Here is a 12,364-nt window from a genome sequence, read left to right as displayed (position 1 = left end):
CATGGCTGCTGAATTTGATCTCGTCGTCATCGGCTCGGGCCCCGGCGGCTACGTCGCGGCGATCCGCGCCAGCCAACTGGGCCAGAAGGTCGCCATCGTCGAGCGCGAGAACCTCGGCGGCATCTGCCTGAACTGGGGCTGCATCCCCACCAAGGCGCTGCTCAAGTCCGGCGAGAAGTTCGAGAGCCTGAGCCACCTGAAGGACTACGGTCTGTCGGCTTCCGGCGCGACGTTCGATTTCGACGCCATCATCCAGCGCTCGCGCGGCGTGGCCAAACAGCTGAATCAGGGCGTCGGCTTCCTGATGAAGAAGAACAAGATCGAGGTTATCGAGGGCGAAGCCAAGCTCGAGAAAGGCGCGGCTGCGCCGAAGGTCGTCGTGGCTCTGAAGGCGGGCGGTTCACGCACCATCGAAGCCAAGTCGGTCATGCTGGCCGTCGGCGCGCGCGCCCGCGCCCTGCCGCAGATCGGGCTTGAGGCCGACGGCGACAAGATCTGGGCCTATCGCGACGCGCTGGCGCCGAAGAAGCTGCCCAAGACCTTCGTGGTCATCGGTTCGGGCGCTATCGGCATCGAGTTCGCCAGCTTCTACCGGGCCCTGGGCGCCGAGGTGACGGTCGTGGAAGCCGTCGACCGCATCATGCCGGTCGAAGACGAGGAGGTCTCCAAGGCCGCTCAGAAGGGCTTCGAAAAACGCGGCATTAAGTTCAAGCTTGGCGCCAAGGTGACGAAGGTCTCCAAGGATTCCAAAGGCGTGAAGGTCGAGCTTGAAGTCAACGGTAAGGTCGAAAGCCTGGAGGCCGAGGTCTGCATCTCGGCCGTCGGCATCACCGCCAACACCGACGGCATCGGCCTGGAAGCGCTGGGCGTCGAACTGGAACGCGGCCACATCAAGACCGACAGCCACTGCCAGACCAATGTGAAGGGCCTGTACGCCATTGGCGACTGCGCCGGCGCGCCCTGGCTGGCCCACAAGGCCTCGCACGAAGGCATCCACGCCGCCGAGCATATCGCCGGCTACAAGACGCCGAACGTCAATTCGCCCATCGCGGGCTGCACCTACGCCCAGCCTCAGGTCGCCTCCGTCGGCGTGACGGAGCAGGGCGCCAAGGCCGAGAAGCGCGAGGTCAAGATCGGCCGCTTCCCCTTCAAGGTGAACGGCAAGGCCATCGCGGCGGGCGAGACCGAAGGTTTCGTCAAGGTCATCTTCGACGCCAAGACCGGCGCCCTGATCGGCGCTCACATGATCGGCGCCGACGTCACCGAGATGATCCAGGGTTATGTGACCGCGATCACGATGGAAGCGACCGAGGAAGACATCCACGGCATCGTGTATCCGCACCCGACCATGTCCGAGGCCATGCACGAGGCCGCGCTCGACGCCTATGGACGCGTCATCCATATCTAAGGCCGGTTGTTAGAAAATCTGAACTGTGGCTAAGAGGGGTGTTCCTCCCCACGGTTCGGATTTTCCATGATTGTCGCGCCTGACGTCCTTGGCCTGATCGGCAACACGCCTCTGGTGCGCCTGAAGCGCGCCTCGGAAGCGACGGGCTGTGAAATTCTGGGCAAGGCCGAGTTTCTGAACGTCGGCGGCTCGATCAAGGATCGCGCCGCGCTCAGCATCATCCGGGCCGCGCGGGCGTCCGGCGCTCTCAGACCCGGCGGGACAATTGTCGAAGGCACGGCCGGCAACACGGGCGTGGGCCTAGCGCTTGTGGGCGCGGCCCTGGGCCACCCCGTCGTCATCGTCATGCCGCGCACCCAGACCGAGGAAAAGAAGCGCGCCGTCCGCCTTCATGGCGCACGACTGATCGAGGTCGACCCGGCGCCCTTCGCCAGCCCCAACCACTTCGTCCACTTTTCACGCCGTCTTGCAGAAGAACTGAACGAAAACGAACCGAACGGCGCCTTCTATGCGGACCAGTTCGATAATCAGGCCAACCGTCTGGCCCACTATGAAGCCACTGGCCCGGAAATCTGGAAGCAGACCGACGGCCGTGTCGACGCCTTCATCTGCGCCGTCGGTTCGGGCGGTACCCTTGCAGGCACGGCCGCCTATCTGCGCGAGCGTAGCGCGGATGTCCGCGTCGGCCTGGCCGACGTGCCGGGCGCCTCGCTCTATAGCTGGTTCACCGATGGCGTGTTGAAAGGCGAGGGGACCTCCATCGCCGAGGGCATCGGCGTCAACCGCATCACGGGCAATCTGCAAGGGCTGTCGGTGGATCACGCCTATCGTATCGAGGACGCTGAGTTCCTCCCGATCCTGTTCGACCTGGTGAGAGAAGAAGGCCTGTCGCTTGGCCCGTCCAGCGGCGTCAACATCGCCGGCGCCATCCGACTGGCCCGCGATCTTGGCCCAGGCCACACCATCGTGACGGTGCTGTGCGACTCCGGCCAACGCTACGGCAGCAAGATCTATGACCCTGCCTTCCTGGCCGCTCGAAACCTGCCCGCGCCCCAGTGGATGAGCTGAGATGACGCGCCGCAAGACCCCCTCCGCCCAGGAAAGCCGCATCCCGCCGCTCAACGCGCTGAAAGCGTTTGAGGCGGCCGCCAGACGCCTGAATATCACGCGCGCGGCCGAGGAATTGTCCGTCACGCCCGGCGCGATCAGCCAGCAGATCCGGATCCTGGAAGAACACGCCGGAGCGCCGCTGTTCCATCGTGAGGGGCGCCAGATCGCCCTGACTGAACTCGGCGCCGAACTCTATCCTCTGCTGCGCGACGGTTTCGACTATCTGAAACGGGCAGGGGACCTGCTCTATCGCCCAGAGCGTCGCCACGCCCTGTCGATCAGCGTGCCGCCGTCCTTCGCCGCCAAGTGGTTGGCGCCGCGCATTGCGCGCTTTTCGGCAGCGCATCCCGAGATCGAGGTCTGGATGTCGGCCGACATGCGCCTGGCTGACGTCAGCGGGGGCCGGGTCGATGTCGCGGTGCGTTACGGCCGGGGCGACTATTCAGGCGTGCGATCCGAATATCTGCTGAACGCCGACGTAACGCCGGTTTGCGCTCCGAGCCTCACGGTGGGTGCGAAACCGCTAAGAAAAGCAGCGGATCTGGGGGATCATGTGCTGATCCACCTGCGACCCAGCGAACTGGAGGAACCGCGGCCTGACTGGAGCGCCTGGCTTAAGGCGCGCGGCTTGACTGACATCGACGTTCAGGCCGGTCCGCGCTTTGATCAGACAGCCTTGGCGATTGAAGCGGCCGCTCATGGTCAAGGCGTGGCGCTGGCCCCATACGCCTTCGTCGCTGACGACCTAGCGGCGGGTCGGCTGGTCGCGCCGTTCGCCGACGGCGCCTTGAGCACAGACTTCGCGTACCACGTCCTGATCAAGCGCAGCGGCGCCACAACGGCTGCTCGCACATTCGTTGCGTGGCTCAAGGAAGAGGTCCGTGCGGCCGCCGATGCCGGTGTCGATGACCTGTAGCGAGCCAAAAGCAAAAATCGCCTAAGATATATTATGCGAAATACAGACGCGCAGGCTCCAGGGTCCTAATGGACTTGGTCATCCATCACAGCCCCGCTTACTCGACGTCGCTGAACGCCTTGGCCCCGATCTGCCAAGTCGGGATCGAACCCCATGTCATCGAGTAGCGGGCGCGCCAGGCCGCCAGACGGCCCTCTAGAGGTAGTCCAGGACAATGTCGGCGAAGGCTTGTGCCTGCTCCACATTAGACAGGTGAGCGGCGTCCAATTCGACCAGTCGTCCGTCTTTGGCTCTATCCGCCAGCCAACGGCCGTCGGCGACCGAGGTCGAAGGGTCTTGCGACCCGGCGATGACTAGGGTCGGCGGGAGGATCAGGGCAGCCGTGGGGCGCAGGTCCATGTCGCGGATGGCGGCGCAGCAACCGGCGTAACCGGACGGATCGCACGCCAGCAACATCTCGCGGATCGGCGCCACGGCCTCGGGCGCGCGCGACGGGAAGTCCGGGGTAAACCAGCGGGCGATGGAGGCTTCGGCCAGCGGCCCCATGCCGTTTCTCAGCACGCCTTCGATGCGGTTCTGCCAGCCCGAGGGCGGGCCCATATAGGCCGAGGTGTTGGCCAGGATCAGCTTGCCGATCCGTTCGGGGGCGCGCACGCCCAGCCACTGGCCGACCATGCCGCCCTTGGACAGGCCGCAGAAGTCCACCCGCTCGACGCCGACGGCGTCCAGCAGCAGCACCGCGTCGCGGCCCAGCCGGTCCATGGAATAGGCGCCGGCGGGCGAGTCGGACTGGCCGTGGCCCCGGCTGTCGTAGCGCAGCACGCGGAAGCGCTGGGTGAAGGCCGCCATCTGCGGCGCCCACATCTCCATCGTCGTGCCCAGCGAGTTGGACAGCAGCAGCACCGGCGCGCTCTCCGGTCCGTCAAAGCGATAGGCGATCCGGCAGCCGTCGTCGGCGGCGAAAGTCTGGACCTCAGCCATCAGACCCGCTCCACCGCGACCGCCAGCCCCTGCCCCACGCCGACGCACAGGGTGGCCAGGCCGTAACGCCCGCCGGTCTTCTCCAGCTGATGCACCAGGGTCATGAGGATGCGCGCGCCCGACATGCCGAGCGGATGGCCGAGCGCGATGGCGCCGCCGTTGGGGTTCACGCGCGGATCGTCGTCGGCCACGCCCAGGCCGCGCAGCACGGCCAGGCCTTGCGAGGCGAAGGCCTCGTTCAGCTCGATGGCGTCGAACTGGTCGATGCTCAGGCCGTGGCGGGCCATCAGCTTCTGCGTCGCCGGGATGGGACCGACGCCCATGACGCGCGGGGCCACGCCCGCCGAGGCCATGCCGATGATGCGGGCGCGCGGGGTCAGGCCCTGGGCCCTGGCGGCCGCCTCGGAGGCGATGATCATGGCCGCGGCGCCGTCGTTGACGCCCGAGGCGTTGCCCGCCGTCACCGTGCCGTCGGGGCGGACGATGGGCTTGAGTTTGGCCAGGGTCTCCAGGGTGGTGTCGGGGCGTGGATGCTCGTCCGCCTCCACCACGTTGACGGCGCCCTTGCGACCCGCGATCTCGACCGGGACGATCTCCTCGGCGAAATAACCGGAGGCCTGGGCGGCGGCGGCGCGCTGCTGGCTGCGGACGGCGAAGGCGTCCTGATCGGCGCGGCTGACGCCGTAGTCGTCGGCGACGTTCTCGCCGGTCTCCGGCATGGAGTCGACGCCATAGGCCGCCTTCATCGCCGGGTTCACGAAGCGCCAGCCGATGGTGGTGTCGTAGATGTGCGCCGACCGCGAGAAAGCGGTCTCGGCCTTGGGCAGGACGAAGGGCGCGCGGCTCATGCTCTCGACCCCGCCGGCCAGCATCAGGTCGGCGTCACCGGAGCGGATGGCGCGCGCCGCGTCGCCCACGGCCTGCAGGCCCGAGGCGCACAGGCGGTTGACAGTGTTGCCGCCGACGCTGTCCGGCATGCCCGCCAGAAGCGCGGCCATGCGGGCGACGTTGCGGTTGTCCTCGCCCGCCTGGTTGGCCGAGCCCAGGATCACGTCCTCGATCGCGGCGGGGTCCAGCGCGGCGTTGCGCGCCATCAAGGCCCGGATCGGCAGGGCCGCCAGGTCGTCCGCACGCACCGAGGCCAGCGCGCCGCCGTAGCGGCCGATCGGGGTGCGGATTGCGTCGCAGATGAACGCGGAGGTCATGCGAACTCTCCCGCATCGAAGGCCGCGCCGGTCTTCTGGCGCACCTCTTCCAGGGTCACGCCGGGGGCCAGCTCCAGCAGGGTCAGGCCGCCCTTCTTCTTGTCGACGGCGAGGACGCACAGGTCGGTGATGATCAGGTCGATACAGCCCTGGCCGGTCAGCGGCAGGGTGCAGCGTTCCAGGATCTTGGGCTCGCCGTGCTTGTTGACGTGCTCCAGCACCGCCACAACGCGCTTGACGCCCGCGACCAGGTCCATGGCCCCGCCCATGCCCTTCAGCATCTTGCCGGGGATGGTCCAGTTGGCGATGTCGCCGTTGGCGGCCACTTCCATGGCGCCCAGGACGGTCAGGTCGATGTGCCCTCCCCTAATCATGGCGAAGCTGTCGGCCGAGCTGAAGAAGCTGGAGGTCGGCAGTTCGGTGATCGTCTGTTTGCCGGCGTTGATCAGGTCGGGATCGACCTCGTCGGCATACGGGAACGGACCCATGCCCAGCATGCCGTTCTCGGACTGCAGGGTGACGTGGACGCCCTCGGGAATGTGGTTCGCCACCAGGGTCGGGATGCCGATGCCGAGGTTGACGTAGAAGCCGTCCTGCAACTCGCGCGCCGCGCGGGCGGCCATCTCGTCGCGGCTCCAGCCGGTCTTGGTCTCGGCCATTACGAAGCCTCCCTTTCGCGCGTGGTGAGCTTCTCGATGCGCTTCTCGTTGATGGTCGACAGCACGATGCGGTCGACGAACACACCGGGCGTGTGCACCTGGTCCGGATCAAAGGTCCCGGCCTCGACGATCTCTTCCACCTCGACGACGGTGATCTGGCCTGCCGTGGCCATATTTGGGTTGAAGTTGCGCGCGGTCTTGCGGAACTGCAGGTTGCCCTCGGGGTCGGCGCGCCAGGCCTTGATGATCGACAGGTCGGCGCGCAGCCAGCGCTCGCGCACATAGAGCTCGCCGTCGAACTCCTCGACCGGCTTGCCCTCGGCCACGACCGTGCCGACGCCGGTCTTGGTGTAGAAGGCCGGGATGCCCGCCCCGCCAGCGCGGATGCGCTCGGCCAGGGTGCCCTGCGGGTTCAGCTCAAGCTCCAGTTCGCCCGACATGAACTGGCTCTCGAACAGCTTGTTCTCGCCGACGTAGGACGAGATCATCTTCCGGATCTGGCGGCTTTCCAGCAGCATCCACAGGCCGAAGCCGTCAGCCCCGGCGTTGTTGGAGATGACAGTCAGATCCTTCACCCCCGCAGCGCGGATCTCGGGGATCAGGCTTTCGGGATTGCCCGACAGGCCGAAGCCGCCGGACATGATGGTCATGCCGTCGAACAGGACCCCCTCCAGCGCCGCCTTGGGCGAAGGATAGATTTTGCTGGCCATTCGGAACTCCTGGCTCATCGGGAACAGGACGGCGAGCGCCCGCGGTCGGACGCTCGCCGAAAGCGTGCGATCAGGCCGCCGCGCGCGGACGGTGCGACACTTCCTCTTCAGCCTCGACCTTGGTCGGCAGCAGCACGAAGTCGAACTCGATGTCGGCATAGGGGGCGTCCAGGCCGTATTTCTCAGCCGGTTCGCCGCCTTCGCGATGGGTCAAGGCCGGGATCAGATCCTCGCGCGTGGCGTAGGCGAAGTCGTCGCGCAGATAGGGATCACCGTCGATGTTGATCTGCGTCGTCAGGTGGCGGTGATCGTCGGCCGAGGCGAAGAAGTGGATATGCGCAGGGCGATTACCGTGACGTCCCAACTGCTTCAGGATGCCTTCAGTCGAGCCGCCCGGAGGGCAGGCGTAGCCTGACGGCATGATCGAACGGAACGCATAGCGGCCTTCCGCGTCGGTGACGATGGTCCGGCGCAGGTTGAAGTCGCTCTGAGTTTTGTCGAAGTAGGAGTAGTTGCCCAGCGTATTGGCGTGCCAGACCTCGACCTTGGCGCCGGGAAGCGCCTTGCCGTCCACGTCGCGCACCTGGCCGTGCATGAACAGCAACTGACCCTTGTCTTCGCCGTCATCCAGTCTGGCGTAGCCATGCTCGACCGGGGCGCCGGCCACATACAGCGGGCCTTCGATGGTGCGCGGGGTGGCGCCCACGACGCCGTCGGCGGCATCGCGCGCATCGGCGCGAATGTCGAGGAAGCGCTCCACGCCCAGGCCGGCGGCCCACAGGCCGTACTCCTGCGCGCCGGCGGAGGCGTAGTTCAGCGCCTGCCAGAACTCGTCGTCCGAAATGTCGAACTCTTCGATGGTGGCGAACAGATCGCCAACCACGCGGCGTACGATGGCCTTCAGACGGGGGGCGCCGCTGACGGTGTCAGCGCCGCTCAGCTTGTCGAGCAGGGCCTGGACTTCGGCGGTGTCGATCAGGCGTTCGGTCATTTTCATTTCCTCTCTGACTTGTTCTGCGTTTTGGGGAGTTCCGACGGCCTCAACGGTCGTCGTCATGAATCGACGACGGGTGCCGGCACAGCGGCGCGACCTCGATGTCCATGAAGGGGAACAGCGGCAGGGTGCTGATGATGTCGTGCAGTTCCTGCACGTCAGACACGTCGAAGACGCTGAAGTTCGAATACTGGCCGGCGATGCGCCACAGGTGCCGCCACTTGCCCTGCCGCTGCAGGTCCTGGGCGCGCTCGCGCTCGATCCGCTTCAGCTCGTCGGCGCGTTGGGGGTCGTAGTCGACGGGGATGCGGACATCCATGCGGACGTGGAACAGCATGATCAGGCTCCTGCGGAAGTGGTTTTGCGGGCGGCGTCGCGGCGGAAGAAAGCCACCTTGTCCGCGTCCAGGCGCACGCCCAGGCCGGGACCGTCGGGCACCTTCAGGCCGAAGTCGGCGTAGGCCAGCGGCTCCTCCAGGATTTCCTCGGTCAGCAACAGCGGGCCGAAGAGCTCGGTCTGGAACGACAGATGGGCGAAGGTCGAGAAGGCGTGGGCCGAAGCGGCGGTGCCGATCGGGCCCTCCAGCATGGTGCCGCCGTACAGGGCCACGCCCGCCGCCTCCGCGATGGCGGCCACGGCGCACGCAGCCTTGGGCCCGCCGGACTGGGCGATCTTGACGGCGAAGACGTCCGCCGCCGCTCCGGCCGCGAAATCGAACGCGCTGGCCGGGCCGGTCAGGGACTCGTCAGCCATGATGGGGATGGTGAAACGCTGCGACAGCCGCGCCATGGCCCCGCGAAGGTGGGCGTCGACCGGCTGTTCCACCAGATCGCATCCGGCGGCCTCCAGCATGGCTACGCCGCGCGTGGCGCTGGCCTCGTCCCAGGCGCGGTTGACGTCGACGCGAACGCTGGCGCGGTCGCCCAGCGCCCGCTTGATGGCGGCGACGTGGGCCACGTCGTCGGCGACCGACCGCTTGCCGATCTTGAGCTTGAAGATGTTGTGCCGGCGCTCGGCCAGCATCTGCTCGGCCTCGTCGATGTCCTTGGCCGTATCGCCGCTGGCGAGGGTCCAGGCGACCGGCAGGCGCTCGCGGCGGCGCCCGCCCAGCAGCTCCGACATCGGCAGGCCGACGCGCTGGCCCATGGCGTCCAACAGGGCCGTTTCCACGGCGCATTTGGAGAAGCGGTTGCCCGCGATGGCGCGGTTCAGCCGGTCCATCAGCTCGGCCGGCCGCGTCGGGTCAGCGCCTAGCAACAGGGGGGCGAAATAGGTGTCGAGGGCCAGCTTCATCCCCTCGGGGCTTTCCTCGCCGTAGCTCAAGCCGCCAATGGTTGTCGCCTCGCCGACGCCAGCAGTCCCGTCCGAGCAACGCAGGGTGACCAGCACCATGGCCTGCTCGCGCATGGTCGCAACCGACAGGACGTGCGGGCGGATGGTGGGCAAGTCGACCAGACAGGTCTCAAAGGCGTCGATCGTCGTGGCCATCAGGCAAGTCCTTTAAACGAGGGTACAGAGGCGCCGCCAAGGATCGTCAGGCTCTCGCCGTGAGTCTTGCTGGCGGCGGCGTAGGCTTTGACGTGAGTGCGGAAGCGCGCGAGCGTGGCCGAGCGATTGTCCCGCCGGTAAGACAGGCTGAGCCGGGTCATGAGCTCGGGCGACCGCAGCGGCCGATAGGCCACGCCCAGGCGCTGCGCCCCCTGGACGCTGGCCGGCACCAGGGACACGCCCGCGCCAGCCGCGATCAGGCCCAGCGCCGTCTGCATATCCATCGTCTCATGGGCGATGGCGGGCGAGAAACCGGCCTCGGCGCAGTAGCGCAGGATCGCATCGGCGAAGCTGGGTCGCGGGTAGCGCGGGTAAAGAACAAAGGCCCGGCCCGCCAGATCGACCAGCGCAATATCGCTTTGCACCGCCAAGGGATCCTCGTCGGGCAGAGCAACGATAAGCGGCTCTTCCAGCAGAACTTCGTCGATCACCTCGGGATCGTTGATTCCCGGTCGGGCGAAGGCGACATCGATGGTGCGTTCGATCAGCGCGACCCGCAGCTCCGCCGTATTCATGGCGTGCAGCATCAGGTCGACATCGGGATTGGCCGTGCGAAAGGCGTTCAGCACGCGAGGCAGAAGAGAATAGGTCGCTGAACCGACGAAGCCGACATTGATGCCGCCGATAGAGCCCTCGGCCGCCCGCCGCGCCACGCGCGCCGCCTCAACAATGCTGCCCAGGATCTGACGTGCGCGGGGCAACAGGGTCTCGCCGGCCACGGTCAGGCGGATCTGGTTGCGGGTCCGGTCAAACAGAGCAGCGCCGATCGCTGCCTCAAGCTCGACCATTTGGCGACTTAGGGCGGGCTGGGCGACGTTGAGGCGCTCCGAGGCCCGGCCGAAATGGAGCTCCTCGGCGATGGCCACGAAGTAGCGCAGGCGCCGGACATCGACGCCCACGGCGTCCGCGAAGGGGTCCAGGGGCGTCATGAGCCCTCCCCTCGGGCAGAGACGAGGCCAACGGCATCACGGGTCATGAAGGCGCTCCTCTCGTCCAAATCCTGTGTCTCGCCAAACCCCGTAAGGGTGGGGCGCAGTGAACAGGTTCGGAGCGGGAAGCTGAATTTCCCAATAGCATTTGTCGAAAACCTGATGCCGAAACGGCATGAGGCCTAACGAGGTCATGCCGACAATGCGAGACCCGGCGGCGCGAGGCGCCGCTGTCCGCGCCTTAACCGTCAACCGCGCGAACGCAAACTGGGCCCGGTTCGTTCCGACAACGCGCCCGTTCGAACCCCGCGCGATCAGGTTCGCTATCGCCTCATGCCGAAGAACTATTGGCCAACAGCCGCCTCCGTCAAAAAACTGAAAAGAAAAAAGCTCGGAGAGGAACGCGCCCTTGAACCCCATTTTGTACGGCCATGGTTGCGTCCTGGCCCTAGCGCTGAGCGCCTTCGCTTTGCCGTCGCCCGCCCTTGCGGAAGGCGCCGCCGTATCGTCGCGCGACCAGGCCGACTCGAAGGCGGACGCGGCGTTGCCGCCCCAGACGGGCATGGGTCCGCGCGTGGGTCCCTATTACCTTCTGCGCTTCAACGAGACCTTGGCGCCGTCGCCTGCCGCCGGCGCCCCGGCTGACGGCTTCGCCGCCCTGAAACACATGCCGCTGAACGAGGGCGGCGACATCAGCCTGTCGCTGAGCGGCATGGAGCGCGTCCAGTTCAATAGCTACAGCCATGAAACCCTGGTCAGCCAGAACTACAGCGACCAACTGTTCATCGGCTTTCGTCACATTTACGGCGCGGATCTGCACCTTGGTTCGCACGTGCGGGCCTATGGCGAGCTGGCCAGCGGCCAGATGGGCGGGCGGGACATCGGCCCACAACCGCCGCGCCAGCGTAACGACCTTGCCGTTCAGCAGGCCTTTGTCGAAGTCAGCGCTCCCGTGGGCGACGGCCTGCTCAGCGTTCGCGGCGGGCGTCAGGGCGTCTGGCTGGGCAACGGCTTGATCTTGTCGACCCAACCCTTCGCCAACATCCCGCTTACCTTCGATGGCGTCACAGCCCAGTATCGCGCCAAATCGGCGCGGATCGACGTTGTGGCGGTCGAGAACGTGGCCAATACCGAGGACGTCTTCGGCGACTCCAGCAATCCGGGCCGCAAGATCTGGGGCGTGTATGGGAGCTTCGCCCTGCCCCGCGCGGCGCCGGACGTGGCCCTGAACGTGGATCCCTTCTACATCGGCTTCAAATCGACCAAGCTCGCCATGGCCGGCCTGGTCGGCGACGACGAGCGCCACGGCGTCGGCGCCCGCCTGTGGGGCAAGGCCGGACCGATCCAACTGGACACTACCGTGGTGCGCCAAGGCGGGACCTTCGCCGGTCAGGACGTGGAGGCCTGGGCCTTCTACAGCGAAGCCGGGTACGTGATGGAATCCTCGCCGCTGAAGCCCCGCTTCGGCTTCCGCTTCGACGCCGTGAGCGGGGGCCGCGACGGCGACAAGATCCAGACCTTCACGCCTCTATACACCGGCCAGCAGTACTACGCGGCCAGCGGCTATCTGGCGGGCAGCAACCTGGTCGACGCCGGCCCGACCTTGGCGCTGAACCTGTCCAAGAGCGTGCGCCTGTCGGCCTATAACCGCTGGTACTGGAAGCAGGACCGCGACGACGCCGTCTACGGCCGTGGCTTCGCTCCCCTGCCCGGCACCGCTGACCCCTCGATCGGCTACATCGGCATGCAGCCCGACGTGACGGTCCAGTGGACCATCACCCCGCACCTCTTCCTCACCGCGGAGGGGGCTTATTTCGACGTCTCTGAGGGGATGAAACGCGCGGGCGGCCGCGACGTTTTCTACTCGCTCGTCGATCTGACTTTCATGTTCTAACCCCATAGAG

General features: G+C 66.7%; 12 protein-coding genes. 4 read left to right on the top strand and 8 right to left on the bottom strand.

All coding sequences use genetic code 11. The features are described 5' to 3' along the window. Position 1 precedes the first annotated feature (1 nt). The 3 genes from lpdA (at position 2) to gcvA (ending at position 3,434) form a co-directional block, all read left to right on the top strand. Positions 2–1,408: a dihydrolipoyl dehydrogenase gene (lpdA, locus tag H9656_RS03470; protein ID WP_191742860.1), complete on the top strand. Its 1,407-nt coding sequence runs from the start codon at positions 2–4 to the stop codon at positions 1,406–1,408. 66 nt (positions 1,409–1,474) lie between these two features. Further along, the gene (locus H9656_RS03465) at positions 1,475–2,476 is read left to right on the top strand and encodes a cysteine synthase A (protein ID WP_191742859.1); all 1,002 of its coding nucleotides are present in this window, start codon (positions 1,475–1,477) and stop codon (positions 2,474–2,476) included. A gap of 1 nt (position 2,477) precedes the next feature. Next, on the top strand, positions 2,478–3,434 hold the full coding sequence (gcvA, locus tag H9656_RS03460; RefSeq protein WP_191742858.1) for a transcriptional regulator GcvA: 957 nt from the start codon (positions 2,478–2,480) through the stop codon (positions 3,432–3,434). A 195-nt stretch (positions 3,435–3,629) separates the two neighbouring features. Here the strand turns inward: gcvA and pcaD are convergent, their stop codons facing one another. From pcaD to H9656_RS03420, 8 genes are all read right to left on the bottom strand, one after another. Next, positions 3,630–4,415 (bottom strand): 3-oxoadipate enol-lactonase, encoded by a 786-nt coding sequence (gene pcaD / locus H9656_RS03455; RefSeq protein WP_191742857.1) that lies wholly within the window; start codon positions 4,413–4,415, stop codon positions 3,630–3,632. Beyond that, a complete protein-coding gene (pcaF, locus tag H9656_RS03450; protein ID WP_191742856.1) occupies positions 4,415–5,620 on the bottom strand; it encodes a 3-oxoadipyl-CoA thiolase in 1,206 nt (401 codons plus the stop codon). Before pcaF ends, pcaD begins: the two co-directional genes overlap by 1 nt. Then, positions 5,617–6,279, bottom strand: coding sequence for a 3-oxoacid CoA-transferase subunit B (locus H9656_RS03445; RefSeq protein WP_191742855.1), 663 nt, complete (start codon positions 6,277–6,279; stop codon positions 5,617–5,619). Before H9656_RS03445 ends, pcaF begins: the two co-directional genes overlap by 4 nt. Next, positions 6,279–6,989, bottom strand: a complete 711-nt coding sequence (locus tag H9656_RS03440) for a CoA transferase subunit A (protein ID WP_191742854.1) — start codon at positions 6,987–6,989, stop codon at positions 6,279–6,281. Before H9656_RS03440 ends, H9656_RS03445 begins: the two co-directional genes overlap by 1 nt. 70 nt (positions 6,990–7,059) lie before the next feature. Next, positions 7,060–7,980: a catechol 1,2-dioxygenase gene (catA, locus tag H9656_RS03435; RefSeq protein ID WP_191742853.1), complete on the bottom strand. Its 921-nt coding sequence runs from the start codon at positions 7,978–7,980 to the stop codon at positions 7,060–7,062. Between the two features lie 49 nt (positions 7,981–8,029). Next, complete coding sequence (catC, locus tag H9656_RS03430) at positions 8,030–8,320, bottom strand: muconolactone Delta-isomerase (protein WP_191742852.1); 291 nt, start codon at positions 8,318–8,320, stop codon at positions 8,030–8,032. Positions 8,321–8,322: 2 nt separating this feature from the next. Next, positions 8,323–9,471, bottom strand: a complete 1,149-nt coding sequence (locus H9656_RS03425) for a muconate/chloromuconate family cycloisomerase (protein ID WP_318240589.1) — start codon at positions 9,469–9,471, stop codon at positions 8,323–8,325. After that, positions 9,471–10,460 (bottom strand): LysR family transcriptional regulator, encoded by a 990-nt coding sequence (locus H9656_RS03420; RefSeq protein ID WP_191742851.1) that lies wholly within the window; start codon positions 10,458–10,460, stop codon positions 9,471–9,473. Before H9656_RS03420 ends, H9656_RS03425 begins: the two co-directional genes overlap by 1 nt. Before the next feature lie 409 nt (positions 10,461–10,869). On the opposite strand from H9656_RS03420, the gene H9656_RS03415 reads away from it, so the two are divergent. Further along, positions 10,870–12,354: an alginate export family protein gene (locus H9656_RS03415; protein ID WP_191742850.1), complete on the top strand. Its 1,485-nt coding sequence runs from the start codon at positions 10,870–10,872 to the stop codon at positions 12,352–12,354. Positions 12,355–12,364 lie beyond the last annotated feature (10 nt).

It is taken from the genome of Brevundimonas guildfordensis, assembly GCF_014836405.1.
Classification (GTDB): domain Bacteria; phylum Pseudomonadota; class Alphaproteobacteria; order Caulobacterales; family Caulobacteraceae; genus Brevundimonas; species Brevundimonas guildfordensis.
This window is presented reverse-complemented; position numbering and strand designations above follow the sequence as displayed.

Bases quoted from the DNA above. Each gene is read 5' to 3' on its own strand.
- H9656_RS03425 (WP_318240589.1), bottom strand. From the start codon at position 9,471: ATGGCCACGACGATCGACGCCTTTGAGACCTGTCTGGTCGACTTGCCC.
- pcaF (WP_191742856.1), bottom strand. From the start codon at position 5,620: ATGACCTCCGCGTTCATCTGCGACGCAATCCGCACCCCGATCGGCCGC.
- lpdA (WP_191742860.1), top strand. From the start codon at position 2: ATGGCTGCTGAATTTGATCTCGTCGTCATCGGCTCGGGCCCCGGCGGC.
- catA (WP_191742853.1), bottom strand. From the start codon at position 7,980: ATGACCGAACGCCTGATCGACACCGCCGAAGTCCAGGCCCTGCTCGAC.
- catC (WP_191742852.1), bottom strand. From the start codon at position 8,320: ATGCTGTTCCACGTCCGCATGGATGTCCGCATCCCCGTCGACTACGAC.
- H9656_RS03440 (WP_191742854.1), bottom strand. From the start codon at position 6,989: ATGGCCAGCAAAATCTATCCTTCGCCCAAGGCGGCGCTGGAGGGGGTC.
- pcaD (WP_191742857.1), bottom strand. From the start codon at position 4,415: ATGGCTGAGGTCCAGACTTTCGCCGCCGACGACGGCTGCCGGATCGCC.
- H9656_RS03445 (WP_191742855.1), bottom strand. From the start codon at position 6,279: ATGGCCGAGACCAAGACCGGCTGGAGCCGCGACGAGATGGCCGCCCGC.
- gcvA (WP_191742858.1), top strand. From the start codon at position 2,478: ATGACGCGCCGCAAGACCCCCTCCGCCCAGGAAAGCCGCATCCCGCCG.
- H9656_RS03465 (WP_191742859.1), top strand. From the start codon at position 1,475: ATGATTGTCGCGCCTGACGTCCTTGGCCTGATCGGCAACACGCCTCTG.
- H9656_RS03420 (WP_191742851.1), bottom strand. From the start codon at position 10,460: ATGACGCCCCTGGACCCCTTCGCGGACGCCGTGGGCGTCGATGTCCGG.